The 25,423-nt window shown below is 67.3% G+C and carries 23 protein-coding genes, 1 tRNA gene and 1 pseudogene; 17 read left to right on the forward strand and 8 right to left on the reverse strand.

Annotated elements, in window-relative coordinates:
* The first annotated feature begins 35 nt into the window (after positions 1-35).
* From B5V46_RS05265 to B5V46_RS19650, 6 genes are all read left to right on the forward strand, one after another.
* Entirely contained in the window at positions 36-815 is a 780-nt protein-coding gene (locus B5V46_RS05265) for an ABC transporter ATP-binding protein (protein WP_196774353.1), read from the forward strand.
* Complete coding sequence (locus B5V46_RS05270) at positions 808-1,008, forward strand: hypothetical protein (RefSeq protein ID WP_080615621.1); 201 nt, start codon at positions 808-810, stop codon at positions 1,006-1,008. The genes B5V46_RS05265 and B5V46_RS05270 overlap by 8 nt, the downstream gene beginning before the upstream one ends.
* Positions 1,001-1,876, forward strand: coding sequence for an ABC transporter permease (locus tag B5V46_RS05275; protein WP_080615622.1), 876 nt, complete (start codon positions 1,001-1,003; stop codon positions 1,874-1,876). The genes B5V46_RS05270 and B5V46_RS05275 overlap by 8 nt, the downstream gene beginning before the upstream one ends.
* Positions 1,873-2,715 carry an ABC transporter permease gene (locus B5V46_RS05280; protein WP_080615623.1) on the forward strand — a complete coding sequence of 281 codons (843 nt, stop codon included), beginning with the start codon at positions 1,873-1,875 and terminating at the stop codon, positions 2,713-2,715. Before B5V46_RS05275 ends, B5V46_RS05280 begins: the two co-directional genes overlap by 4 nt.
* A gap of 37 nt (positions 2,716-2,752) precedes the next feature.
* Positions 2,753-3,739, forward strand: coding sequence for an ABC transporter substrate-binding protein (locus B5V46_RS05285; RefSeq protein ID WP_080615624.1), 987 nt, complete (start codon positions 2,753-2,755; stop codon positions 3,737-3,739).
* Positions 3,740-3,888: 149 nt separating this feature from the next.
* Positions 3,889-4,035 (forward strand): hypothetical protein, encoded by a 147-nt coding sequence (locus B5V46_RS19650; protein ID WP_155773955.1) that lies wholly within the window; start codon positions 3,889-3,891, stop codon positions 4,033-4,035.
* A 144-nt stretch (positions 4,036-4,179) separates the two neighbouring features.
* On the opposite strand, the gene acs is transcribed toward B5V46_RS19650, so the two are convergent.
* The 6 genes from acs to B5V46_RS05315 form a co-directional block, all read right to left on the reverse strand.
* Positions 4,180-6,129, reverse strand: coding sequence for an acetate--CoA ligase (gene acs, locus B5V46_RS05290; RefSeq protein WP_080615625.1), 1,950 nt, complete (start codon positions 6,127-6,129; stop codon positions 4,180-4,182).
* Between the two features lie 69 nt (positions 6,130-6,198).
* Positions 6,199-6,954 (reverse strand): ABC transporter ATP-binding protein, encoded by a 756-nt coding sequence (locus B5V46_RS05295; RefSeq protein WP_080615626.1) that lies wholly within the window; start codon positions 6,952-6,954, stop codon positions 6,199-6,201.
* Positions 6,955-6,964: 10 nt separating this feature from the next.
* Positions 6,965-7,720: an ABC transporter ATP-binding protein gene (locus B5V46_RS05300; protein WP_080615627.1), complete on the reverse strand. Its 756-nt coding sequence runs from the start codon at positions 7,718-7,720 to the stop codon at positions 6,965-6,967.
* 12 nt (positions 7,721-7,732) lie between these two features.
* Complete coding sequence (locus B5V46_RS05305; protein ID WP_080615628.1) at positions 7,733-8,947, reverse strand: branched-chain amino acid ABC transporter permease; 1,215 nt, start codon at positions 8,945-8,947, stop codon at positions 7,733-7,735.
* Between the two features lie 4 nt (positions 8,948-8,951).
* Entirely contained in the window at positions 8,952-9,983 is a 1,032-nt protein-coding gene (locus B5V46_RS05310) for a branched-chain amino acid ABC transporter permease (RefSeq protein ID WP_080615629.1), read from the reverse strand.
* Positions 9,984-10,096: 113 nt separating this feature from the next.
* The gene (locus tag B5V46_RS05315) at positions 10,097-11,446 is read right to left on the reverse strand and encodes a substrate-binding protein (protein ID WP_080617960.1); all 1,350 of its coding nucleotides are present in this window, start codon (positions 11,444-11,446) and stop codon (positions 10,097-10,099) included.
* Between the two features lie 224 nt (positions 11,447-11,670).
* Here B5V46_RS05315 and B5V46_RS20795 point away from each other — a divergent pair.
* The 6 genes and pseudogenes from B5V46_RS20795 to B5V46_RS05340 form a co-directional block, all read left to right on the forward strand.
* Positions 11,671-11,865, forward strand: a pseudogene (locus B5V46_RS20795) (helix-turn-helix domain-containing protein); the annotation flags it as partial.
* Between the two features lie 189 nt (positions 11,866-12,054).
* A complete protein-coding gene (locus tag B5V46_RS05320; RefSeq protein WP_369822835.1) occupies positions 12,055-12,981 on the forward strand; it encodes a short-chain fatty acyl-CoA regulator family protein in 927 nt (308 codons plus the stop codon).
* An 89-nt stretch (positions 12,982-13,070) separates the two neighbouring features.
* Positions 13,071-13,439 carry a response regulator transcription factor gene (locus B5V46_RS05325; protein WP_080615631.1) on the forward strand — a complete coding sequence of 123 codons (369 nt, stop codon included), beginning with the start codon at positions 13,071-13,073 and terminating at the stop codon, positions 13,437-13,439.
* Between the two features lies 1 nt (position 13,440).
* Entirely contained in the window at positions 13,441-13,701 is a 261-nt protein-coding gene (locus B5V46_RS05330) for a hypothetical protein (protein ID WP_080615632.1), read from the forward strand.
* Positions 13,698-16,406 (forward strand): ATP-binding protein, encoded by a 2,709-nt coding sequence (locus B5V46_RS05335; RefSeq protein ID WP_155773956.1) that lies wholly within the window; start codon positions 13,698-13,700, stop codon positions 16,404-16,406. Before B5V46_RS05330 ends, B5V46_RS05335 begins: the two co-directional genes overlap by 4 nt.
* A gap of 95 nt (positions 16,407-16,501) precedes the next feature.
* A complete protein-coding gene (locus B5V46_RS05340) occupies positions 16,502-17,653 on the forward strand; it encodes a FliM/FliN family flagellar motor switch protein (protein WP_080615633.1) in 1,152 nt (383 codons plus the stop codon).
* A 21-nt stretch (positions 17,654-17,674) separates the two neighbouring features.
* Here B5V46_RS05340 and B5V46_RS05345 read toward each other — a convergent pair whose 3' ends face one another.
* Positions 17,675-18,145, reverse strand: coding sequence for a TIGR01244 family sulfur transferase (locus B5V46_RS05345; RefSeq protein ID WP_231119241.1), 471 nt, complete (start codon positions 18,143-18,145; stop codon positions 17,675-17,677).
* A 753-nt stretch (positions 18,146-18,898) separates the two neighbouring features.
* Between B5V46_RS05345 and B5V46_RS05350 the strand changes: the two genes are divergently transcribed.
* Together B5V46_RS05350 and B5V46_RS05355 are read left to right on the forward strand one after the other, a co-directional pair.
* Positions 18,899-19,111 carry a hypothetical protein gene (locus tag B5V46_RS05350; RefSeq protein ID WP_080615634.1) on the forward strand — a complete coding sequence of 71 codons (213 nt, stop codon included), beginning with the start codon at positions 18,899-18,901 and terminating at the stop codon, positions 19,109-19,111.
* A 143-nt stretch (positions 19,112-19,254) separates the two neighbouring features.
* The gene (locus B5V46_RS05355) at positions 19,255-21,372 is read left to right on the forward strand and encodes an enoyl-CoA hydratase/isomerase family protein (RefSeq protein WP_080615635.1); all 2,118 of its coding nucleotides are present in this window, start codon (positions 19,255-19,257) and stop codon (positions 21,370-21,372) included.
* Here the strand turns inward: B5V46_RS05355 and B5V46_RS05360 are convergent.
* On the reverse strand, positions 21,359-21,574 hold the full coding sequence (locus tag B5V46_RS05360) for a hypothetical protein (protein WP_080615636.1): 216 nt from the start codon (positions 21,572-21,574) through the stop codon (positions 21,359-21,361). The genes B5V46_RS05355 and B5V46_RS05360 overlap by 14 nt on opposite strands.
* 126 nt (positions 21,575-21,700) lie before the next feature.
* On the opposite strand from B5V46_RS05360, the gene B5V46_RS05365 reads away from it, so the two are divergent.
* The 3 genes from B5V46_RS05365 (at position 21,701) to B5V46_RS05375 (ending at position 24,026) form a co-directional block, all read left to right on the forward strand.
* Complete coding sequence (locus B5V46_RS05365; protein WP_042460048.1) at positions 21,701-21,982, forward strand: DUF2312 domain-containing protein; 282 nt, start codon at positions 21,701-21,703, stop codon at positions 21,980-21,982.
* Positions 21,983-22,238: 256 nt separating this feature from the next.
* Positions 22,239-23,897 (forward strand): iron ABC transporter permease, encoded by a 1,659-nt coding sequence (locus B5V46_RS05370; protein ID WP_080615637.1) that lies wholly within the window; start codon positions 22,239-22,241, stop codon positions 23,895-23,897.
* Between the two features lie 54 nt (positions 23,898-23,951).
* Positions 23,952-24,026, forward strand: a tRNA-Thr gene (locus B5V46_RS05375).
* The last annotated feature ends 1,397 nt before the right edge of the window (positions 24,027-25,423 follow it).

The raw sequence follows: 25,423 nt of genomic DNA on the forward strand, positions 1-25,423 counted from the left end.
GCATATGCGCGCGCCCCGCAGGCAAGGGACGTGACGTGAAGACACCGGTCATCAAGGCGGAAAACGTGGATCTGGTGTTCCAGACCGCAGACGGACCCGTGCAGGCGCTGAGCGATGTGTCGCTCGATGTCGGGCGCGGCGAGTTCGTCAGTTTCATCGGCCCCTCGGGCTGCGGCAAGACCACCTTCCTGCGCTGCGTGGCGGCGCTGGAACATCCGACCGGCGGCCGCCTGAGCGTCAACGGGGTGAGCCCCGACACTGCCCGCATGGAGCGCAGCTACGGCTATGTCTTCCAGGCGGCCGGGCTTTACCCCTGGCGGACCATCGCCCGGAACATCCGGCTGCCGCTCGAGATCATGGGCTATCCTAAGGCCGAACGGGCGGCGCGGGTGCAGAAGGTGCTGGAGCTGGTCGATCTGGCGGGCTTCGGCAACAAGTTTCCCTGGCAGCTTTCGGGGGGCATGCAGCAGCGCGCCAGCATAGCCCGCGCGCTGGCCTTCGATGCCGATATCCTGCTGATGGACGAACCCTTCGGCGCGCTGGACGAGATCGTGCGAGACCATCTGAACGAACAGCTTCTGGCGCTGTGGGCGCGGACCGGCAAGACCTGCCTGTTCGTTACCCATTCGATCCCCGAGGCGGTTTACCTGTCCACCAGGATCGTGGTGATGAGCCCGCGCCCGGGGCGGATCGCCGATGTGATCGACAGCCCGCTGCCGAAGGAGCGTCCGCTCGACATCCGCGACACGCCGGAATTCCTGGAAATCGCCCATCGCGTCCGCGAGGGGCTGCGCGCGGGGCATGCCTATGACTAGGAAACAGCGTCTGACGGGGGCGGGGCTGGCCGGGCTGTGGCTGGCGGTCCTGCTGGTCTGGGTCTTCCTGCCCTCGGTGATGGCGGTGCCGGTGCTAGGGTGGGGTTTGTTTCTTCTGATCCTGGCGCCCTTGCTCTGGGGCATGCATCTTCTGGCGCGGCGGCTGGCCCGCAAGGGGCGGCGCGATGCGTAATGTCCTGCCGATCCTGACGGTGGTGCTGGCGATCCTCGCGCTCTGGTACGGGGCGGCGGTGGCGCTGAACGCACGCTGGGCGCTCGATCAGGCGGCGCGCGCGGGACAGGAGCTGACGCTCGGCCAGATCGTCTCGGACACGATGCGGCAGGAGCGCCCCAAGCTGCCCGCGCCGCATCAGGTGGGGGCCGAGCTCTGGAAGACGACCGGGGCGATGGCGCTGGAGGGCCGGGCCTTCTCGAAGCGCAGCCTGATCTATCACTGCTGGGTCACGCTCTCGGCCACACTTCTGGGCTTTGCCATCGGTGCTGGCGCGGGCATCCTGCTGGCCGTCGGGATCGTTCATAACCGCGCGATGGACCGAAGCGTGATGCCCTGGGCGATTGCCTCGCAGACCATCCCCATCCTCGCCATCGCGCCGATGATCATCGTGGTGCTGAATTCCATCGGCATCACCGGGCTGCTGCCCAAGGCCATCATCTCGGCCTATCTGTCGTTCTTCCCGGTCGCGGTTGGCATGGTGAAGGGGCTGCGCAGCCCCGATGCGATGGATCTCGACCTGATGAGGACCTGGGGGGCGCGCGCGGGGCAGATCTTCTGGAAGCTGCGCTGGCCCGCCTCGATGCCCTATCTCTTCACCTCGCTCAAGGTCGCGATGGCGGCGAGCCTTGTCGGTGCCATCGTTGGCGAACTTCCGACGGGCGCGATCCGGGGCCTTGGCGCGCGGCTTCTGGCGGGCAGCTATTACGGCCAGACCGTGCAGATCTGGAGCGCGCTTTTCGCGGCCGCGATCCTTGCCGCTCTGCTGGTCGGGCTGGTGGGGCTTGTGCAGCGGATCACGCTGAAACGGATGGGGATGGTGCGATGATCTGGGTCTTCGGCGCGTTTGTCTTCTGGGCCGTCGCCTGGGTGGTGAATGTACGGCTCGCGCGGCTCAGGGCCACGCGCGGGCTGCGTCTTCTGATGCCAGCCCTCTTCGGGCTGACCCTGCTGGTGGTCTGGGAGGGGCTTGTGCGCGGGCTGAATCTGCCCGCCGTCATCCTGCCGCCGCCCTCGGCCATCGGCGCGCGGATCGCGACCAGCCTGCCGGTGCTCTGGGGCGACTTCGTCCAGACCTTCGTCAAGGGCGCGCTGTCGGGCTATGTGCTGGGCTGCGGCGCAGGCGTGCTGACTGCCATTGCCATCGACCGCTCGCCCTTCCTGCAGCGGTGCTTGCTGCCCGTGGGCAATTTCATCGCAGCCCTGCCCATCATCGGCACCGCGCCGATCCTCGTGATGTGGTTCGGCTTCGACTGGCAGTCGAAGGCAGCGGTGGTGGTGGCCATGGTCTTCTTCCCGGTCATGGTCAACACGCTGCAGGGGCTGGCGGCCGCCGATGCCATGCAGCGCGATCTGATGAAGACCTGGTCCGCAAGCTACCTGCAGACGCTGACAAGGCTCAGGCTGCCCGCAGCCATGCCCTTCATCTTCAACGGGCTGAAGATCGCCACCACGCTGGCCCTGATCGGGGCCATCGTGGCCGAGTTCTTCGGCAGCCCGATCCGGGGCATGGGCTTCCGGATCTCGACCGAGGTCGGGCGGCTCGCGCTCGACATGGTCTGGGCCGAGATCGCCGTGGCGGCCCTGGTCGGCTCGGCCTTTTACGGCGCGGTGGCGGCGTGCGAACGCGCCGTCACCTTCTGGCACCCGTCGCAGCGGGGCCTTTGACAAACACAAAGGTCGAATGACCCGACAGGAGGTAAGGATGGACGTGAAACTGACAGGGGCGCTGGCCGCGCTTCTTCTAGGGACCGGGGCGGCAGAGGCCGCCGACGAGGTCACGCTTCAGCTCAAATGGGTGACCCAGGCCCAGTTCGCGGGCTATTACGTCGCGCTCGACAAGGGCTTTTACGACGAGGAAGACCTCGACGTGACGATCAAGCCCGGCGGACCCGACATCGCGCCAAGCCAGGTCATCGCGGGCGGCGGTGCCGATGTGATGATCGACTGGATGCCCTCGGCGCTGGCCGCGCGCGAGAAGGGGCTGCCCATCGTCAACATCGCCCAGCCCTACAAGTCCTCTGGCATGATGCTGACCTGCCTCAAGGAAACCGGCGTTGCCAGCCCAGCGGATTTCCCGGGCCGCACGCTGGGCGTCTGGTTCTTCGGCAATGAATATCCCTTCCTCAGCTGGATGGCGCATCTGGGCATTCCGACCGATGGCTCCGAGGGCGGTGTGACCGTGCTGAAACAGGGCTTCAACGTCGATCCGCTGCTGCAGAAGCAGGCCGACTGCATCTCGACCATGACCTATAACGAATATTGGCAGGTGCTCGATGCGGGGATCGCGCCCGACGAGCTGATCACCTTCAAATACGAGGATCAGGGCGTCGCGACCCTGGAAGACGGGCTTTACGTGCTCGAGGAAAAGCTGGCCGATCCGGCCGAGGTCGACAAGCTGGCGCGCTTCGTGCGGGCCTCGATGAAGGGGTGGAAATGGGCCGAAGCCAATCCCGAAGAGGCCGCGATGATCGTGCTTGATCATGACGAGACCGGGGCGCAGACCGAAAAGCACCAGATCCGGATGATGGGCGAGGTCGCCAAGCTGACCGCGGGCTCGAACGGCGCGCTCGATCCCGAGGACTATCGGCGCACGGTCGAGACGCTGCTGTCGGGCGGCTCGGACCCGGTCATCACAAGGGAACCCGAGGGCGCCTGGACCCATGCGATTTCCGACGCGGCGCTGAATTAGACCGCTGGCGGCCGGGGCTTTCCCGGCCTCTCGCACGGGGCGGGCAAGGGCGTCCCATCCGTCTTGATCGGATGCGCGAATGTGATTTACTCGACCGTGCAGTTCAGGTCCGGCGGAGCCGGATCGCCGTCGCTGAAAGGGAGAGAGACATGCGGAAATGCAAGAAACTGCCGGGGCTGGTGCTCGGGATGGGGCTGATGGCGGTGCTGGCGGGCTGTGCCGGGGAGCCGGAGGAATGCGAGCCCGGGGTCAGCAATATCAGCGAGATGGCCACGGTCACGGCGCCGGGCTGCTGAGCGCCCGGGCGAAAGCCTGGACGGGCGCCCGCGAGATCCTTGCCGGCAGTCGGCCCTGTCGTTGTCGCGGCGGGGGAGGATCGGCGGAACAAGACAAGGGCCGGTGGATCGCCACCGGCCCTTGTCTTCGGGTAGAGGATCCGGTCAGTCCTTGTTCATCCTGTTGTCGATGAGCTCCTCGACGACGGAGGGGTCGGCGAGGGTCGAGATGTCGCCGAGGGAGCCGAAATCGTTCTCGGCGATCTTCCTGAGGATGCGGCGCATGATCTTGCCCGAGCGGGTCTTGGGAAGGCCCGGCGCCCATTGGATGATGTCGGGCTTGGCGATCGGGCCGATCTCGGTGCGGACCCATTTCTCGAGCTCCTTGCGGAGCGCGTCGGTCGCCTCGACCCCGTTCATCAGCGTCACATAGGCGTAGATGCCCTGGCCCTTCAGCTCATGCGGATAGCCCACCACCGCGGCCTCGGCCACCGCCTGGTGGGCGACAAGGGCCGATTCCACCTCGGCCGTGCCCATCCGGTGGCCCGAGACGTTGATCACGTCATCGACCCGGCCGGTGACCCAGTAATAGCCGTCGGCATCGCGCCTGCAGCCGTCGCCCGAGAAGTAATAGCCCTTGTAATGGCTGAAATAGGTCTCCTGGAAGCGGTCGTGATCGCCCCAGATCGTGCGCATCTGCCCGGGCCAGCTGTCCTTGAGGCAGAGCACGCCCTCGGCCTCGGTGCTGTCGATCTCGCGGCCCGATTCCGGTTCCAGCACCACCGGCTGCACCCCGAAGAAGGGCCGGGTCGCCGAGCCGGGCTTGGTCGGGGTGGCGCCGGGCAGCGGCGTCAGCAGATGGCCGCCGGTCTCGGTCTGCCACCAGGTGTCGACGATCGGGCAGCGGCCCTGGCCCACATGTTCGTTGTACCATTCCCAGGCCTCGGGGTTGATCGGCTCGCCGACCGAGCCCAGCACCTTGAGGCTCGAGAGATCATATTTCTCGACCCACTCGGTGCCCTGGCCCATCAGCGCCCGGATCACGGTGGGGGCGGTGTAGAACTGGTTGACCTTCAGGTCCTGGCAGATCTGCCAGAACCGGCCCGCATCGGGATAGGTCGGCACGCCCTCGAACATCACGGTGGTCGCGCCATTGGCGAGCGGGCCATAGACGATGTAGCTGTGGCCGGTGACCCAGCCGACATCGGCGGTGCACCAGAACACGTCGCCCTCGTGATAGTCGAAGGTGTATTCATGGGTCATCGCGGCATAGGCGAGATAGCCGCCCGAGGAATGCACCACGCCCTTGGGCTTGCCGGTCGAGCCCGAGGTGTAGAGGATGAAGAGCGGATGCTCCGCGGCCAGCTCGCGCGGCGGGCAGTCGGGGCTGGCATGCTCCATCAGTTGCAGCACATCGACATCGCGGCCCTGGATCCAGGAGGTCTGGTCGCCCGTGTGCTTGACGACCATGCAGCGTACCTTGTCCGAGCAGTGCAGTAGCGCGGCATCGGCATTCGATTTCAGCGCGGTCTTGCGCCCGCCCCGGGGGGCGGTATCTGCGGTGATGACGACCTTGGCGCCGCAATCGTTGATCCGGTTCGCGAGACCATCGGCCGAGAAGCCCGCGAAGACCACCGAATGGATCGCCCCGATCCGGGCGCAGGCCAGCATCGCATAGGCCGCTTCGGGGATCATCGGCATGTAGATGACCACGCGGTCGCCCCGCATCACGCCCTGGCTCAGCAGGACATTGGCCATCCGGTTCACCTTCTCGTGCAGCTCGCGATAGGTGATGTGCCGGACCGGCGCGTCGGGCTCGTCGGGCACGAAGATGATCGCATCCTGATCGCGCCGGGTTCTCAGATGGCGGTCGATGCAGTTCGAGGCCACGTTCAGCGTCCCGTCCCGGAACCAGTGGATCTCGACCTGCCCCATCTTGAAGGTGCTGCGCTTGACCTCGGTATAGGGTTTGATCCAGTCCAGCCGCTGCCCGTGCTCGCCCCAGAACCCCTCCGGGTCCTCGACCGAGCGACGGTACATCGCATCATATTTCGCCGAGTCGATATGCGCGCCCGACACGAAATCCGGGTCCGGCGGGTAAACATGCTCAGTCATCTCCAGAACTCCCTCTGACTGACTTTATCCTGTAGCGGGGCCGCCGCCCTTCTTTCCGGGGCGTGCGGTCTAGATCGCGAGGTATTCCGCCCTCAATTCGGCGTTGTTCAGGACCTCGGCGGCCGATCCGTCGAAAACGATCTGGCCTGTATCGAGTATGACGGCGCGATCCGAAAGTTCCAAGGCCCGGATCGCGTTCTGCTCAACTATGACGGTCGTGATGCCCTGTTCCTTGATATGAACGAGTGTTTTTTCGATTTCGTCAACAATGACCGGTGCAAGCCCCTCATAAGGCTCGTCGAGCAGCAGTACCTTGATGTCGCGCGCCAGGGCCCGGGCGATGGCCAGCATCTGCTGTTCGCCGCCCGAGAGCGTCACGCCCTCCTGCTTGCGGCGTTCGCCGAGCCGGGGAAAAAGATCGTAAAGCCGTTCGATCGTCCAGCCCACCGGCGGCACGATCTGGGCAAGCTGCAGGTTCTCCTCGACGGTGAGGCCGGGAATGATCCGGCGGTCCTCCGGCACCAGCCCCAGACCCGCCGCACTGGCCTGATGCGCGGCCATGCTGTGCAGGGGCGCATGGTCGAGCCAGATCTCGCCATAGGTGAGCTGGGGGCTCGCCAGCCGGGCGATGGCGCGCAAGGTCGAGGTCTTGCCCGCGCCGTTCCGGCCCAGAAGCGCCAGGATCTCGCCCTCGTGGACGTTGAAGCTGACGCCCTGCACGATGTAGCTTTCGCCGTAATAGGCATGCAGGTCATAGACCGACAGGAAGGCCGGTGCCGTCGCGGCCTGGTTCGCGTTCTTGTTGAAATCGGGTTTGACGTTCATCCGGTCCTCCTCAATGGGCCTGGCCCAGATAGGCTTCCTGCACTTTCGGATGGCCCTTGATCTTCTCGGGCACATCCTCGACCAGGGGCGTGCCCTGGGCCAGAACCGTGATCCGGTCGGCGAGGCTGAACACGACATGCATGTCATGCTCGATGATCGCCAGGGTGATGTTGCGGGTGGCCTTGATCTCTTTCAGCAGGTCGATGGTGTTGTTGGTATCGGCCCGCGCCATGCCGGCGGTCGGCTCGTCGAGCAGCAGGAGCCGCGGTTCCTGCACCAGGCACATCGCCATCTCGAGCCGCCGCTTGTCGCCGCGCGAGAGGCTTGCGGCCTGCATGCCCGACTTGTCGAGCATATGGACGTCCTCGAGCATCTGTTCGGCCCGGGCCATGATGTCCTTTTCATGCGCCACCGTCTCGAAGGCATGCATCCGGAAGGCCCCGTCGCGCTTGGCGAAACAGGGGATCAGGATATTTTCCAGCACCGTCAGGTCGCCGAAGATCTCGGGGGTCTGGAACACCCGCGAGATGCCCATCTGGTTGATTTCGTGCGGCTTGCGCCCCAGCACCGACTGGCCGTCGAACATCACCGATCCGGTATCGGGGATCAGCTTGCCGACGAGGCAGTTCAGAAGCGTCGACTTGCCCGCCCCGTTCGGCCCGATGATCGCATGCACGCTGTTCTCGGCGACCGAGAGGTTGACGTCTCCCAGAGCCTGCAAGCCCCCGAAGCGCTTGTTCACGCCCTTGACTTCAAGAATGCCCATCGCTCGTTCTCCTCATTCGGCCACATGCGGGGGGGTGTGGGGGCGGTGCTCGGGATCCTTCCGCCGCGGCCCGCCGGTCTTGTGCCGGCGCCGGAACAGGTTCCGCAGCCGCTGCATCCCCTCGACCAGCCCGCCGGGCAGGAAGATCACCACCAGCATGAACAGGATGCCCAGCGTCAGGTGCCAGCCCTTGCCCACGAAGGGGTGGAAACAGGCGACCACGAAATCCTCGAGCCCGTCGGGCAGGACCGCGAACCAGGAATGCAGGACGCCATCGTTGATCTTCGAGAAGATGTTCTCGAAATACTTGATGAAGCCCGCCCCCAGCACCGGCCCCATCAGGGTGCCGGCGCCGCCGAGAATGGTCATCAGGACGACCTCGCCCGAGGCGGTCCACTGCATCCGCTCGGCTCCTGCCAGCGGGTCCATCGCCGCCAGCAGTCCGCCCGCAAGCCCGGCATACATGCCCGAGATCACGAAGGCCGCCAGCGTGTAGGGCCGCGAATTGAGCCCGGTATAGTTCATCCGGGTCTGGTTGGTCTTGATCGCACGCAGGATCATCCCGAAGGGCGAGCGGAAGATCCTCAGGCTGATATAGAAGGCCAGGATCGCCATCAGCGCGCAGAAATAATAGCCGATATTGAAGGTGAAGACCCAGCCGCCGAGGTTCAGCTGTGCCGAGTCCCGCATCACCAGCCCGAACAGGTGCGGGCTGCTGGGCGCGCCGCCGGTGGCCAGGATCTGCGGGTCGCTGGCATAGACCTGCAGCCCGGTCTCGCCATTGGTGATCGGCGTCAGCACCGAATAGGCGAGGTTGTAGCTCATCTGCGCAAAGGCCAGCGTCAGGATCGAGAAATAGATGCCCGAGCGGCGCAGCGAGATGAAGCCGATCAGAAGCGCGAAGGCGGCCGAGATCACCACCGAGAGCAAAAGCCCCGGCAGCACGTTGTAGCCCAGAAGCTTGTACATCCAGACCACCGTGTAGGAGCCCACCCCCAGGAAGGCGGCATGGCCGAAGGACAGATAGCCTGTCAGCCCGAACAGGATGTTGAAGCCGATGGCGAAGATCCCGAAGATCGCGAATTTCTGCATCAGGTCGGGATAGCCCGCGTTGAACTGGGCAAGGCTGGAGCCTTCGGGGAAGGGTTGCAACAGGATCGGGGTCAGCAGGGTCAGCGCGATCACGATCAGCAGGAAACGGGTATCTCTGGCACTCAGTCCGAACATTGGGTCAGTCCTCCATCACGCCCTTGCGGCCCATCAGCCCGCGCGGCCGGGTCAGCAGGATCACGATTGCCACGAGGTAGATGATCACCTGGTCGATGCCGGGGATCAGGCTTTTCACCTCGTTCATCGAGGCGAAGCTTTGCAGGATGCCCAGCATGAAGCCCGCCAGCACCGCGCCGGGCAGCGAGCCCATGCCTCCGACGACGACGACGACGAAGCTGAGCACGAGGAAATCCATCCCCATGTGATAATTCGGCGCGAGGATCGGCGTGTACATCACGCCCGCCAGCCCCGCCACGGCGGCCGCGAGCCCGAACATCAGCGTGAAGCGGCGGTCGATGTCGATGCCCAGCAGGCCCACCGTCTCGCGGTCGGCCATGCCCGCGCGGACCACCATGCCGAAGGTGGTGAATTGCAAAAAGGCGAAGACGCCGCCGATGATTGCCAGCGAGAACAGGAAATAGACCATCCGCCAGTAGGGATAGATGATGATATTGGGGTCGAAGCCCAGAAGCGTGCCGAAATCGAAGCTGCCCGAGAAGGCCGGCGGCGCGCCGGTCTGGATCGGATTGGCGCCGAAGAAATACTTGACGATCTCCTGCAGCACGATCGCGAGACCGAAGGTCACCAGGATCTGGTCGGCATGTGGGCGCTTGTAGAAATGCTTGATCAGCCCGCGCTCCATCGCGAAGCCGAGCGCGATCATCACCGGGATCGCCAGCAGGATCGCGAAGGGCACCGACCAGTCGATGATCGCGCCGCCCATCCCGGGGCCGAACCAGTGTTCGACATAGGGCACCTCGACCTTCAGCGGATTGCCGAGAAAGTCGGTGCGGGTCGGGTCGATCTCTTCATAGGACAGGCTCAGCAGGCGCTGCATCGAGACCGCGCAGAAGGCGCCGATCATGAACAGCGCGCCATGGGCGAAGTTCACGACCCCCAGCGTGCCGAAGATCAGCGTAAGCCCCAGCGCGATCAGCGCATAGGCCGAGCCCTTGTCGAGCCCGTTCAGGATTTGAAGGATAATGGCGTCCATGGTCCCATCCGTGCATTGAGGGAGCGTCGGACCCGCCGGGTCCGGGGCGCGGTCCGGACCACGCGCGAAGGGCGCGGCCCGGCCGGTAGTATGTCAGGCAAGGGGGCGGGCGCTCAGGCGCCGTTGTTGCACTGGCCGAGGGTCGCCTCGGCGCCGCCGAACATGGGATGATCCGGGGGATAGGTGACGTGATCGACCGGCGTCACCTCGACGATCTCGAGGATGTCGTATTTGGTCGAGGGGTCGTCCTTGCCCTTCATGACCAGCACGTCCTTGAAGCACTGATGGTCCTCTGCACGGTAAAGGACCGGGCCGTTGCCCATGCCGTCGAATTCGAAGCCTTCCAGCGCCTCGGCCACCGCGCAGGGGTCGAACGAGCCCGCGCGGGCCACCGCATCGGCGTAAAGCAGGGTCTGGACATAGCAGGTATGGGCCGAGTTCGACGGCGGACGGCCGTATTTCTCGCCGAAGGACTTGACGAAGGCCTTGGTGCCCGGGTCGGACAGCTGCCAGTTCCAGTTCATCGAGCCGTAGACGCCCTTGATGTTGTCGCCCGCGCCCTCGGCCATCAGCTCTGAATAAAGCGGCACCACGATCTCGAAATTCTTGCCGTTGACCTGCTTGTCGCGCAGGCCGAACTGCACCGCCTGGGTGATCGAGTTGATCATGTCGCCGCCGTAATGGTTCAGGACCAGCACATCGGCGCCCGAGTTCAGCACCGGCGCGATATAGGACGAGAAATCGCCCGCGCCGACCGGGGTCAAGACGTTGTTGACGGTCTGCCAGCCGATCGCCTCGGTCGAGGCCTGGATCGATTCCTGCTGGGTGTAGCCCCAGGTGTAATCGGCGGTCAGGTGATAGGCGCGGCGGTCGGTACCATAGGCCTTCTCGAGTACCGGCGCCAGCGCCGCGCCCGACATGTAGGCGTTGAAGAAGTGGCGGAAGCCGTTCTTCTTGCGGTCCTTGCCGGTGGTGTCGTTGGAATGGGTCAGGCCCGCCATGAAGATGATGCCGGCCTCCTGGCAGAGGCCCTGCACCGCGACCGCGACGCCCGAGGACGAGCCGCCATTGATCATGACGACGCCGTCCTTCTCGATCATCGCCTTGGCCGAGGCGCGGGCGGCATCCGACTTGGTCTGGGTATCGCCGGTCACGTAATCGACCTGCTTGCCAAGGATGCCGGTGCCGTCGAGCGCCTTCGAGCTGAAGGTGTTCAGCATGCCGCCATCGCCCATGCCGTTCAGATGCTCGACCGCCAGCTCCTGGGCGCGAAGCTCGTCGAGCCCCTCATCGGCATAGGGGCCGGTCTGCGGGACGTTGAAGCCGAACTTGACGGTGCTGCCGCTGGGCGCATTGGTGAAGGCGCGGGCCCGCGAGGTGAAGATCGTGGGCAGCGCAAGGCCCGCTCCGGCATAGGCCCCGGTCTTGATCACGCCACGGCGTGTCAGGGTCGGTCTGGTCATGGGCATCCTCCCGTGATGCTTGAATGTCGGTCCCCTGCCTCCTCTTGCTCGGGGACCGGCTCTTTACAAAGCATCCCCAGTATCGGGGGCGCTGCGAAAACATGGCAACAACTGCTTTTCTGCGCTTGATTTTTTTGTAAACAATTACACAGGTCCATAGAGGGTGGCGTAAAGAAATTGTCGTGCAGTCGCAGAAAGCCCTTGGCAAAAATAAGGATTTTCGGATGCCGCGCAGCGCCCTGACCGGGACCAGGATTCGCGAACGCCGGACGATGATCGGCATGCGACAGGCCGATCTGGCCAGAATGGCCGGAATATCCCCGTCCTATCTCAATCTGATCGAGCATAATCGCCGCAGAATCGGCGGCAAGCTTCTGGTCGAGATCGCCCGCAACCTCGATGTCGAGGCCTCGGCGCTGACCGAAGGCGCCGGTGCGGCGCTGATCGAGACCCTGCGCGAGGCGGCGGCGGGTCAGGATGCGGCCGAGGCCGATCTGCCCCGGATCGAGGAATTCGCGGGCCGGTTCCCGGGCTGGGCGGGGCTGCTCGCCGAGCGCCACCGCCGGGTGCGCGAGCTCGAGCGCACGGTCGAGATGCTGACCGACCGGATGACCCATGACCCGTTCCTGTCGGCCTCGCTGCACGAGGTGATCTCGGCGGTGACCTCGATCCGCTCGACCGCGGCGATCCTGGCCGATACCGAGGATATCGACGCCGAGTGGCAGCGCCGCTTCCACCGCAATCTCAGCGATGACAGCCGTCGTCTGGCCGAAGGGGCGCAGGCGCTGGTGGCCTATCTCGACGAGGGCACGGAAGATCCGGGCGTGCAATCCTCGCCGCAAGAGGAAGTCGAGGCTTTCCTGCGGGCGCGCGACTGGCATCTGCCAGAGCTCGAGCGCAGCCTGCCGCCCGATCCGGCGCGGATCGTGGCCGAGGCGCGCGAGCTGACCTCGGCCCCCGCACGCGAGCTGGCACTGGCGCATCTGAAACGCTACCGCCGCGATGCCGAGCTGATGCCGCTGCAGCGCTTCGCCGAGGCCGCGCGCGGCGCCGGGCTCGATCCGGGCGCGCTGGCCCAGGCCTTCGGCGTCGATCCGGGCGCGACCTTTCGCCGGCTGGCCGCGCTGCCCGCAGAGCGCGCGGGCGGGTCGGTCGGGCTGGTGGCCTGCGACGGCTCGGGCACGCTGACCTTCCGCAAGCCGGTCGAGGGCTTCGCGCTGCCCCGCTTCGGCGCGGCCTGTCCGCTCTGGCCGTTGTATCAGGCATTGTCGCGGCCGATGGCGCCGGTGCGGGCGGTGGTCGAGCTGGGCGGCGCGGCGCCGCAGCGTTTCCTGACCTATGCGATCTGCCAGCCGGCACTGGCGGCGGGGTTCGACGGGCCGCAGGTGCTCGAGGCGGCGATGCTGATCCTGCCCGAGGGCACGGTCGCTCTGCCGCGCCTGGCGCCGCAGCCGGTGGGCACGTCCTGCCGGATCTGCCCGCGCCGGGGCTGCGTCGCCCGGCGCGAGCCCTCGATCCTGGCCGATGGCTTCTGAGCAGGGGTTTTGACAGGGCGGGGCTTTGGCATGATAGTCGGGACACAAGCGGGGCGCGAACGCCCGCACGGGGAGGGAAGGGACCGGGGATGGACAAGCGTGTCCTGCTGATCGAGGACGAACCGAACATCATCGAGGCGATCCGCTTCATTCTGGCCCGGGACGGCTGGCGCGTCGACACCCATGCCGATGGCACCACCGCCTTCGCCCGCGTCGCCGAGACCCGCCCCGATATCGTGATCCTCGACGTGATGCTGCCGGGCCGGTCGGGCTTCGACATCCTGCGCGACATCCGCTCGGATACCGGTCTCGGCGCGCTGCCGGTGCTGATGCTGACCGCCAAGGGGCAGGTCAAGGATCGCGACCTGGCCGAGCGGATGGGCGCGAGCCGCTTCATGGCCAAGCCGTTCTCGAATACCGAGGTCCTGGCCTCGGTGCGGGAACTGACGGGCGCCTGAGATGGCGCGCGCGCCGCTGTTCCTGGCCCGCGAGGGATACCGGCGGCGTCGCCTCGCGGACATGGCGCGGGTTTTGCCGGTGCTTGGGGCGGCGCTGTTCCTGATCCCCGCGCTCGATGCCGAGGAGGGGCTCGGCTCGGGCATGCTGATCTTTCTGTTCTCGGCCTGGTTCTGGCTGATCCTCGCCTCGGCCTTCGTGTCCTCCCGCCTGATCCGCGCGGTGCCGCGCGAGACCGACGAGTCTTCCGGCGAGGCGCCATGATCGCCTTCGACATGCTGGTCGCGATCTGTCTCGTCTATGTCGCGCTTCTGTTCGGCGTCGCCTTCCTGGCCGAGCGCCGCGGCGCGCGCGGCACCAATGGCTGGCTGCGTTCGCCCGTGATCTACACGCTGTCGCTGTCGGTCTACTGCACCGCCTGGACCTTCTACGGCGCTGTCGGCTATGCCGCGCGCTCGGGGCTCGAATTCGCCACGATCTATCTCGGGCCGACACTGGTGCTGATCGGCTGGTGGTGGACGCTGCGCAAGCTGGTGCGGATCGGCAAGACCCAGCGGATCACCTCGATCGCCGATCTGATCTCGTCGCGCTACGGCAAGTCGAACATGCTGGGGGTCATCGTCACCCTGATCGCGGTGGTGGGCACGACGCCCTATATCGCGCTTCAGTTGCAATCGGTGACGCTGTCCTTCGCGGTCTTTGCCGCGGCGGGCGCCGACGGGCCCTGGCAGCCCACCGATCTGAAGGCCGCGGCCTTCAGCGTGGCGGCCGGGCTGGCTGTCTTCACCGTGATCTTCGGCACCCGCAACCTCGATGCCAACGAGCGCCATCACGGCGTCGTCACCGCCATCGCGGTCGAGGCCGCGGTCAAGCTGGTCGCGCTTCTGGCGGTCGGGCTCTTCGTGGTCTGGGGCATCGGCGGCGGCGCCCAGGCGACGCTGGCGCGGATCGAGGCCTCGCCGCTGGCGGGCATGCCGCTGGCGCCCGGCCGCTGGATCGGACTGACCTTCCTGGCCGGGGCCGCGATCCTGACCCTGCCCCGGATGTTCCAGGTGCTGGTGGTCGAGAACGAGGACGAGCGTCATCTGGCCACCGCCGCCTGGGCCTTTCCGGCCTATGTCTTCCTGATGAGCCTGTTCGTGGTGCCCATCGCCGCGGTCGGTCTGGCCGAGATGCCGCCCGGCGCCAATCCCGATCTCTTCGTGCTGACCCTGCCGCTTGCCCGCGGTCAGGACGGGCTGGCGACGCTGGCCTTCCTCGGCGGGTTCTCCTCGGCCACATCGATGGTTATCGTCGCGGCCATCGCGCTCTCGACCATGGTCTCGAACCACATCGTCATGCCGCTTTTCCTGCACTGGACGCGTGCGGGGGCCACCATGTCGGGCGATGTGCGCAAGCTGGTCCTGCGGGCGCGGCGGCTCTCGATCGGGGGCGTGCTGCTTCTGGGCTATCTCTACTACCGGCTGACCGGCGGCAGCGAGGCGCTGGCCGAGATCGGGCTGATCTCCTTCGCGGGGGTGGCCCAGTTCCTGCCGGCGCTGCTGGGCGGGATCCTGTGGCGCGGCGCGACCCGGGCCGGGGCACTGGCCGGGCTGACCTTTGGCTTCGCGCTCTGGGCCTATACGCTGTTTTTGCCCAGCTTCGGCGAGGGCGCCGTCATGAGCGCGGGGCTGCTGGCCGACGGCCCCTGGGGCATCGGCTGGCTGCGGCCGCAGGGGCTGTTCGGGCTCGACGGGCTCGATCCGCTGGTCCATGCGGTGGTGTTCTCGATGGGCGCCAATGCGCTGGCCTTCACGCTGGTCTCGATGCTCGATTTTCCCGGCCCGATGGAGCGGCTGCAGGCCGCGCAATTCGTCAATGTCTTCGATCATTCCCCGGCCGGGCAGGGCTGGAGCCAGGGGCGGGCCGAGGCCGAGGACCTCTTGCTGATGGCGCAGCGCATCCTTGGCGCCGACGATGCCCAGCGGCTGTTCCAGCGGGCCGCCATCGATCAGGGCAAGCAGGGCTATCTGCCCGACCCCACCCCCGAATTCCTGCAACGGCTGGAGCGCAAGCTGGCCGGATCGGTGGGCGCGGCCACGGCCCATGCGATGGTCGGCCAGATCGTCGGTCGGTCCTCGGTCTCGGTCGAGGATCTGATGAGGGTCGCCGACGAGACCGCGCAGATGATGGAATATTCGAGCCAGCTCGAGGCCAAGTCCGAAGAGCTTGCCCGCACCGCGCGCCAGCTGCGCGAGGTCAACGAGAAGCTGACCTCGCTGTCGGTGCAGAAGGACGCCTTTCTCAGCCAGATCAGCCATGAGCTGCGCACGCCGATGACCTCGATCCGGGCCTTTTCCGAGATCCTGATGGAAAACGACGATCTCCCGCCCGAGCGTCTGGTCGACTATTCCCGGATCATCCATCAGGAAAGCATGCGCCTCACCCGGCTGCTCGACGACCTGCTGGATCTGTCGGTGCTGGAAAACGGCCAGGTCTCGCTGCATCCGCAACCGGTGAGCCTGTCCGATCTGCTCGACCGCTCGGTCGCGGCGGCCGGAGGGGGATCCGGGGGCGGCGGCTCGGGGCGGGCGCCGATGACGATCCGGCGCGATCCGGCGGCCGAGCAGGTGGCGCTCGTGACCGATGGCGACCGGCTGAGCCAGGTCTTCATCAATCTCGTCACCAATGCGCAGAAATACTGCGATGCCGCCGAGCCGGTGCTGACGATATCGGTGACCGAGGAAGAGGGCGCCGTTGCGGTCGATTTCGTCGACAATGGCAGCGGCATCCCTGAACGCAGCCAGTCGATCATCTTCGAGAAATTCTCGCGCCTGACCGATCCGCGCAAGGCCGGCGGCGCCGGGCTGGGGCTGGCGATCTGCCGTGAGATCATGCTGCGGCTCGGGGGCGCGATCGTCTATCTGCCCGGGCAGGGCGGCGCCGCCTTCCGGGTGACGCTCCCCCTTGGCTGTGCCGACGCCGCCTGAAATCGGTCGCATTTTAGAGGCAACCCTTTCTAAACCCTGAGCGGTCTATCACCGGAGAGAACCCATCGGGAACGGCGATCGAGAACGGACGCGACATGGCGGAAAACGGACATCATGCAATCCTGCGACGCATCCTCGGCGAAGACCGGGTGTCGCTGGGCGGCGCCCGGGGGGGCGGCAATAACGGTGCGGCCGCGCTCCGGCTCGAGATGGCGCGGGCCACGCGCGATGCCTTCGGGCTGACCGCCCTGGTCGAGGAGTGCAAGGCCGAAAAGGCGGGCCTGCCCGAGATCGAGGCCGAGATCGGGCCGGACGCGTTGCCGATCCTTCTGCGCACATCCGACGGGCGGCTCGGTCTCGTGGTCTATTCCTCCGAACTGGCGCTGGCGCTGCTCGAATGGCGGCTGATCGGGTTCCTGTCCGAAACCGCGCCGCCGGAACGGACATTGACGGCGACCGATGCGGCGGTGCTGGCCGATCTGACCGATCCGGTGCTCGAACGTTTCGGCCGCGCCATGAAAGAGGCGGACGGCGTCGACTGGGCCAGTGGTTATACCCAGGGCGCCCGGATCGAGGATCCGCGCCATGTGCCGCTGATCATGGCGTCCGGACGCTACCGGCTTTACCGGCTCAGGCTGGTGGCCGGGCGCGGTCGCGCGGGCGGGCTGATCATCGCCTTGCCCGAGGCGGCGCCGGTCGTTCGCCCCAGGACCGCCGGGAATGTCGCGCGGCCCTGGCCCGAGGCGCTGCGCGCAGGCGTTCTCGGTGCCGAGCTTTCGCTCAACGCGGTGCTCTGGCGCAGCCGCGTTTCGGCCGCGGCCATCGCCCGGTTCCGCCCTGGCGATCTGATCCCGCTCCCCGCCGCGGCGCTGAGGGCGGTGCAGCTCGAAGGGCCGGGCGGTGTCGTGATCGCGGGCGGGCGGCTGGGCCAGGCGCATGGCGACCGGGCGATCAAGCTCGACAGCGAAGGTGGCGGCACCGAGGTGCCGGGTTTCGAGGCGCCGCAGCTTGGTTCCGCGCTGCCAATGGGCGAACCGGGGTTCGGTCTGGACGACGAAGGCGGTCTCGATTTCGCGGCCGAGGGGCTCCCGGCCGACGGGCTTGATCTGGGGGGCGAGGAATTCCCCTTCGATCCGGCAGGGCTCGACAGCGATCTCGAGAATGCGCTTGAAAATGGCCTCGACGGGGACGGGTTTGGCGCGGCGCCGCTCGATCTGTCGGAGGACTTCCCCTCCGTGTCGGCCTGACGGCAAAAGCCCCTGGCCGGGTCAGCGCCCGCGCGCCAGTTCCTCGATCTGCTCGCGCAGGCCCGGCATGGCGAAACCCGCCCGGTCCAGCGCGGCCATGATGTCTTCCGTCGGCTGCCGCCCGGCCTGGGCCAGCGCCCAGATCACCGAAGACCGGAAGCCGGCCCGGCAATAGGCGAAGACAGGGCCGGGAAGCGTCGCCATCGCCCGGGCCTGCGCCTCGATCATGGCGGGCGTGATCGGCGCATGGTGCACCGGGATCGCGGCAAAGCCGAGCCCCGCCGCCCGCGCTGCCGCTTCCATCGCCGCGGCGCCCTCATCCGCCGCCACCTCTTCATCGGGCCGGTTGCAGATGACTGAGCGGAAACCTGCCTGCGCGAGTGCTTCCAGATATTCAATTCCAGGTTGCGGCGCTGCGGCGAAATCCTTGTCCAGCCACGTCATCGGAGGCAGGTCCTGCCCTTCGGCATTGCGGTTCATGTCTTCTGCCATGGCGGTTCGGTTCCCTTTTCGTGCAATGGTTCCAGCCCAGCATTGCGGCTTTTGCGCAGAGGTGCAATGCGCGTTCCTTCGTGATTTGACATGTGTCAATGCCGGTTTTTCGCCATGATGTCACATGGCTCCGGCCGGGCATTCTCCGGGCGAACCATGGTGAGGCGGGGCGCGCGCAGGCGCCGGTTGCTGGCGCGGCCGGCAGCGCGGGTGTGGACGGCTCCAGGATATCGAGACTGAACGCGACCTGTGTCAGGCCGGGCTCCGGGCTGAACTTGTGGTTGAGTATGATGAGGGTGAATTTCTTGAGGGGATGGATCGTTCGGGAAGGGCCGGCTTTCGTCGGAGCTGTGCAGCCCTCGCGCGAATCGAGGGGGGCAGTTACGGTTTTTGCGTGCGCTGCGGCGAGGATGGCGCCGTTGAGTGGCGGGATGCGGTTCCCGCAACGCCATTTTGCCGCATCTGCGTCCGATAGGGGCCGCTGTATAGGAACCGCCCGATGAGCCAAACGAGCCGACACAGCCATATGCCAGCACGTTCCAAAAGCGCCGTCCCCGAGGAAACCCGCGTCCTGATCAGGACCCGGATCGAGAGCCTTCTGGCCAGCGGAACCGTGGCCAGCCAGGTCGGTCGGCGTTTGCGCACCAAGGGCTGCTGCAGCCCTTGGGCCGTTGCGTCTGCGGTGGCTGACGAGCAGGATGACGAGACCCATGAGGTCGCGCAAACCTGCACATCCATGACGGGGAGACACGGATGGCGTTCGAACAGCTCAAGGCAGGGATCGCACTGATCCTCGAAGAGATCGAGAAGCGGCCCGAGGACCGTCACGTGCTCCAGGAGGAGTTGCGCGGCCAGATCGCCGAGCTGCGTGCACTTGGCCTGCCGGTGCCCGAGGATATCCTGCGGCTCGAGCAGGAGCTCGAGGGTGACGATTCCGACGATCTCTACGACGACATGCCCGTCTGAAACCTTGCCGCTCCGGCGCCACGTGCGGCTGTCCCGGGGCGGCGGGCTGTTGCCTTTCTGCCCCGACCGTTCCCTAATGGGCCTGCGATGAATTCGGATCCGGGCGGTCGCGCCGTGCCGGGTCTGGCCGGACGGGGGAAGGAATGATGGCGCCTGTCTTGGCGGTGGAGCATCCGGCGCCGGGGGTGGTGCGCCTTGTGCTCGATACGCCGCCCGAGAATGCCCTGACCGCGCCGTTGCGCGATGCGCTTGATGCCGGTCTGACCGCGGCCCTTGCGGCACGATCGACGCGGGCGGTGATGATCGCCGCACGCGGCGCGGTGTTTTCCGCAGAGGCGGTCTCGACATCTTCCGCCCCCTCCGGAGCGGAGGTCTCTCTGGGGGCGATCTGCAGGCGCATCGATGCGGCCGGGGTGCCGGTGATTGCCTTGCTGCCGGGGCCTGCCACGGGGGCCGGCTGCGAACTGGCGCTTGCCTGCCATTATCGCGTGGCGAGGCGCGCGGCCGCGCTTTGTCTGCCGGATATCGCGCTGGGCCTGCCGCCGCAGGCCGGAACCACCTCGCGGCTGCCGCGTCTGACCGATCCGCTGACGGCGCTCGAGATGATGCTTTCGGCCCGGCCGCTGAGTGCTGCCCGTGCGCGCCAGGCCGGGCTTCTCGATGCACTGGTCGACGGCGATCTGGATGCCGCGGGACTGCGCTTCGTGCTGGGGCTTCTGGCCGAGCGTGCCGGACCGCGCCCGGCCCTGTCGCGGCCGATGCCGGACTTCCGGGCGCTGCAGGCCTTGTTGCAGCGGTTGCGCGCCGGGCCCGGTCCCGATGGGGCGGTCCGGGCAGGGCGGGCGGTTCTCGATTGCGTCGAGGCTGCGGCCATGATGCCCGCCGCGGCGGCGCTGGCCTTCGAGGAGGCGGCGGTCGAGGATTGCCGCGACAGTGCGGCCCATCGCGCGCTATGCCATCTGGCTGCGGCCGAGCATGTTCTGAATGCCCGCGCGTGCGTCCCGGCCGAACCCGGGCCGCGCCGGATCGGGATCTGGGGCTGGGGGCCGTCTGCGGCGGCGCTGGGGGCGGCGCTTCTGACGGCCGGGCCATCGGTGCGGCTGGGCGCACCGGATGCCGCCGCGCTCGCGCCTGGCATCGCCGGGATCGAGTCACTGCTCGACGCCGCGCGGCTTGCCGCGGGCTGGGACGAGGCGACTCGGGTGCGGTACCGCTCGCGGCTGTCGGCGGGGCCCGGACCCTCGGCGCTGACCGGATGCGATGTGGTGATCGAGGCCGGATCCGGAACGATGAACGAGCGGCAGGCGCGGTTTCCCGACCTTGCCCGCGCGGCCGCGCCAGAGGCGGTGCTGGCGGCGACCGGCGCGCTGGCGAGCCCCTCGGCCCTCGGCGCCCCGGCCGGACGCGAGGCCGACACGGTCTGGTTTCATTTGCCCGAGGCGTTGCCGGGCTGTCGTCTGGCCGAGGTGATCCGCTCGGCCCGCAGCGGGCCGCGCCCGGTTGCGGTTTTCGGCGCGCTGGCCCGGCGGCTCGAACGGCTGGTGCTGGTGGCCGAGCGCGAAAGCCCGTCGCTGGTGCTGTTGCTGGGGGCTTTGGACGCGGCCGATGCCATGGTCGAGGCCGGGGCCGCGCCGGCTGCGATCGATGCGGCGATGGAGGCCTGGGGCATGGCGCTTGGCCCCTACCGCATGGCCGACCGGGTGGGGCTGCCGCAACTGCTGGCCTTGCGCCGTCGCCAGCCCGGGGGCGACGATCCCGAGCTGCGGCCGGTGCTGATCCCCGGTCAGCTCGTGCGCGAGGGGCGCGAGGGATATCTGGCCGGGCGGGGCTATTACCGCTACGGCGCGGGTGGCACGGCCGAGCCCGATCCCCAGGTCGCCGAGATCGTCGCCGCCGCGCGCGAGGTCCTGGCGGTCGGGTCGCCGCGAAGCTTTGCCGGGGCGGAGATCCAGGCGCGGGTGCTGGCCGGGATGGTTCAGGCCGGGGCGGCGTTGCTGGGGCGGGGGGGCGTGAGCACGGCGGCCGAGCTCGATCTGGCGGCGGTCCATGGGCTCGGGGTCGCACGCTGGCGTGGCGGACCGATGCGGGCGGCGGACGAGGCCGGGCTGCTGTCGCTGCGCAAGACCCTGCGCGACATGGCTGCCGAGCGGCCGCGCGGCGGGATCTGGGAGCTGGACCCGCTTATTGCCGAGGCGATCAAGAACGGGCGCAATCTGGCAGCGGCGGTCGCGCCAAGGCGGGGCGCGCTCAGCCCAGCATGATGCCGACGACGACCATCATCAGCCCGATGGCAGAAAGCGCCAGCGCAGCCATGTTCTTGGCCACGGCCTTCTGCAGCCGGGCGCGCATCTCGGGTTCCGGCAGGCCGCTGTTGCGCGCGCCCAGCATGTCGCGGATGCACCAGAGGATGCCCGCAAGGCCCAGCACCGACACGGCCGCTCCGGCCCAGATCAAAGCCTCCATTGCATCCTCCTCGCTGGATTGGCGACCCCGCGCCTAGTCCAAGCGTCTGGCGCGCGCAAGGGTCTTGCGGCTGAGAAGGGGCTTCGCTACGTCAGGAGCCCGAGCAAGCAGAAGGACACAGGCCCGATGGAGATCGAGGACGAGCAGGACGATACCCGTTCCGCCGACAGCAGCTACCGCGTCACCGCCGGCGAGCTGCGCCAGTTCATCGAACGGTTCGAGCGGCTGGAGGCCGAGAAGAAGGACCTCGCCGATCAGCAGAAGGAGGTCATGGCCGAGGCCAAGGCGCGGGGCTATGACACCAAGGTGATGCGCAAGGTGATTTCACTGCGCAAGCGCGACAAGGAGGATATTGCCGAGGAAGAGGCGATCCTCGAGCTTTACAAGGAAGCGCTGGGCATGGCCTGAAGGCATGCGGGCGCAGGCCACACCCCATTGTCTTGCAATGGCGGCACCATGAGGCCGCCCGGGCATCGCGGCAGTCGCTGCGATGCCTTTGCCTTTCCGGTGCCATTCCGGGCGGCCGGTCTTTCCTCCGGCCGGGGCCGGAATGCGCCTCGGCGCCGGGGAAAGGCCGTCCTGGCCAGATCCGGGAGGCGGGCCCGCGTTAGGACCACGTTGCGCATTCTGGACAGGATTTGCGCTTTGCGCTACGCAAGGCGCCATGTCTGACCAAATCTCTCAACTAAGCCCGCCGCGCCGGCTCCGGTTCCGGCCCGACCCCTGGTCGCTGGGCGCGCTGGTGATCGCGGCGCTGGTGCTTATGCCGATCCTGTCGGTCCTGGTGCTGGCGCTGACGCCAGAGGAGAATATCTGGCCGCATCTGATCTCGACCACGCTGCCGCGCTATCTGGGCAACACCGTGACGATAATGGTCGGGGTGGCGGTGCTGGCCTCGGCGGTGGGGGCGGGGGCGGCCTGGCTGGTCTCGATGTACCGCTTTCCCGGGGTGCGCTGGCTGGAATGGCTGTTATTGCTGCCGCTGGCGATCCCGGCCTATGTCGGCGCCTATGCGCTGGTCGATTTCCTCGAATATGCCGGACCGGTGCAGACCGGGCTCCGGACGGTCTTCGGCTGGAACAACGCACAGGATTACTGGTTCCCCGAGATCCGCTCGCGCGGGGCGGCCGTGCTGGTGCTGTCGGCAGCCCTTTATCCCTATGTCTACCTGCTGTCGCGGGCGGCCTTCCGCGAGCAGTCGGGGGCGTCCTACGAGGTGGCCCGGGCGCTGGGCGCGGGGCCTCTGGCGTTGTTCTGGCGGGTCGGACTGCCGCTGGCGCGGCCTGCTATCGCCGCGGGAGCGGCCATCGCGATGATGGAGACGGTGAACGATTTCGGTGTGGTCGAGTATTTCGCGGTCCAGACCCTGACTGCCGGCATCTTCTCGGTCTGGCTCGAGGGCGGCAATGCCGGGGGGGCGGCGCAGATCGCGGGGGTGATCCTGGCGGTGATCCTGGCGCTGGTCGCGCTCGAGAAGGTCAGCCGGCGCAATCTGCGCTTTCACAATCTGGGCCGGCATCACCGTCCGCTGGTGCCGGTGCCGCTGGAGGGCGCTGCGGGCTGGGCCGCCACCGCCGCCTGCGCGTTGCCGGTCGCCATCGGCTTCGTGCTGCCCGTGGGCGTGATCCTCAGCCATGCGCTGGCCAATAGCGGAGGCTGGGCCGATCCGGGGCTGCTCCGGGCGCTGATCCATACGCTCAGCGTCGGCGGTATCGCGGCGGTCGTGACGGTCGCGGCCGGGCTTTTCCTGGTCTATGGCGTGCGCCTGACCGGCCGGGCGCTGCCGCGGCTGCTCTTGCCGGTGACGACGATCGGTTATGCGGCGCCGGGCGCGGTGCTTGGGGTGGGGTTGCTGATCCCGATGGCGGCCGCCGATAATGCGCTGGCCGATACCTGGCTCGGGCTGTTCGGCACCGATCCGGGGCTTCTGATGACCGGCTCGGCTTTCGCCATCATCTATGCCTATGCGGTGCGGTTTTTCGCCATCGCGCAGGGGGCGGCCGATGCGGCAATGGGGCGGATCGCGCCGAGCCTGCCGATGGCGGCGCGCTCGCTTGGCCGCAGCGCGCGCGGCACGCTGACCGCGGTCTATCTGCCGCTGATCCGGACGTCGGTCGGGACCGCGCTGCTTCTGGTCTTCGTCGACTGCGTCAAGGAGCTTCCGGCGACCTTGCTGCTGCGGCCCTTCAACTACAACACCCTCGCAACGCGGGTCTATGACAAGGCCAGCCTCGAGAATCTGGCCGATGCCTCTCCGGCGGCGCTTCTGGTCTGTCTGGTGGGGCTGGTGGCGGTCGGGCTTCTGGCGCGCGCCAATCGCTGAGCCGCGGCCGCCGCTTGCGCGGTTGCGCCCCGCCATGATAGGAGAGGCGGCGTCGCCCCTATAGCACAGCGGTAGTGCAGCGGTTTTGTAAACCGAAGGTCGGGAGTTCAAATCTCTCTGGGGGCACCAATTCCCATCCGGGCCTGTGAAATCTTCCGATGTCCCCGAGGGACGAGGCGCTTTGACCGGTCGTTGCTGGTCGTCCGGCAGCCGTCCCGAGGCTTTGGCCTTGCTCTTGGGCAACGGGTTGGGCGGTCGAGAGCCTGATCCGGAGGGCCGAGGCCGGACTGTTCGGTCTCGTTCAGTCGGCAGGCGTGAAGCGGGCAGACCCCTGAAGCAGCCGGTGGACAGCACCGCTGTCGAGATCCGTCATGTGGATGAATGGTGGGCCTGCAAGCATGGCTCCTCCAGCCGGAGGCAATGGCAGAAGGCCCGCAACGCTCTGGATAATGAGACCGGCGACATCGGGGTGGGGCGAGGTCATCTTGAGCCGTGCCCCCCCTGCCGCCCGGACTTCGCGGTGCCACGAGTACGTCACCGTTCCTGCGACTGTCCTGCAATATCGGCATGCCATGTCGCGATCCTTGAGGGGCATGCGAAACCGTTCGGGCCCTCGTCGTATGAATGGCCGTCATGCACCCACGCCCGATCCGGCGAAGCGGAGGTGCCCGGCATTGTCCTTGGACCAATGGCGGAAAACGCCTTGTCGTGAAATGAAGATCCCTCGCCCGTCGCGATAGACTGGAGGCGGCCTTCGGACGGTACGAGGGGCGACCATACGCGGTCGGTTTGGTGGGGCCGCGAGGCGACGCTTTCTGTGGCCATGGGGTTTCTCGGCGAGGTCATGGGCCGATCCCGACTGATCCCGGGGATGGGCACGAGGCCCAACCCCATGACGGACCTGCCTGCGCTGGCGGAGAAGCGCCCCAGTGCTGAGCCGCTTCGCAAGAGGATACTGCCGAGCGATTGATAGCGGGACTCTGCGCCGGGATCGACGCGGACCGGGCGCTGCACGGCTGGCGCGGCCCATATGCTATCATGATCGCGACCGATGGCGCCGGGCCGGAAGTGTCGGCGCTTGTCCTCTTTCTCCGTTCCTTCTCGAGCCGGGGCACTCTGAGAGGAAGCCCCTCGCCACCGTGATCCGGGAGGCTGATGTCGATCGAGACATGACGCGGTCGATGGACGACCTCGCGAGGTCACGGGGCCGCGGGGGATCGAGGAGCCCGGTGAGCCGCGTGGGAAAATGCCGCTTTTGGGCCGGAGTGGGCTTGTCGTCCGGTGGCGAGCGAAGCGCCTTTACCTTATCGATCGCGATGCGGGGGAGGGGCGTCGCCGGAGCGACGGTTAAGCTGGGCGGTGGTTCTTCCGGAGCCGGAAGCCTGCGCCCCTCGAAGATGGCCTGTGACGCTCTTTGGCACAGGCGGATGGCGCGCCGCAGGGATTGGAACGGCAGGGGGCTCTGGGGCAAACGAAAACCTGCGGCGGGTATGGGGCCGCCGCAGGAACACTGTCAGGTTTCGCGC

Source organism: Rhodovulum sp. MB263, assembly GCF_002073975.1.
Lineage (GTDB): Bacteria > Pseudomonadota > Alphaproteobacteria > Rhodobacterales > Rhodobacteraceae > Rhodovulum.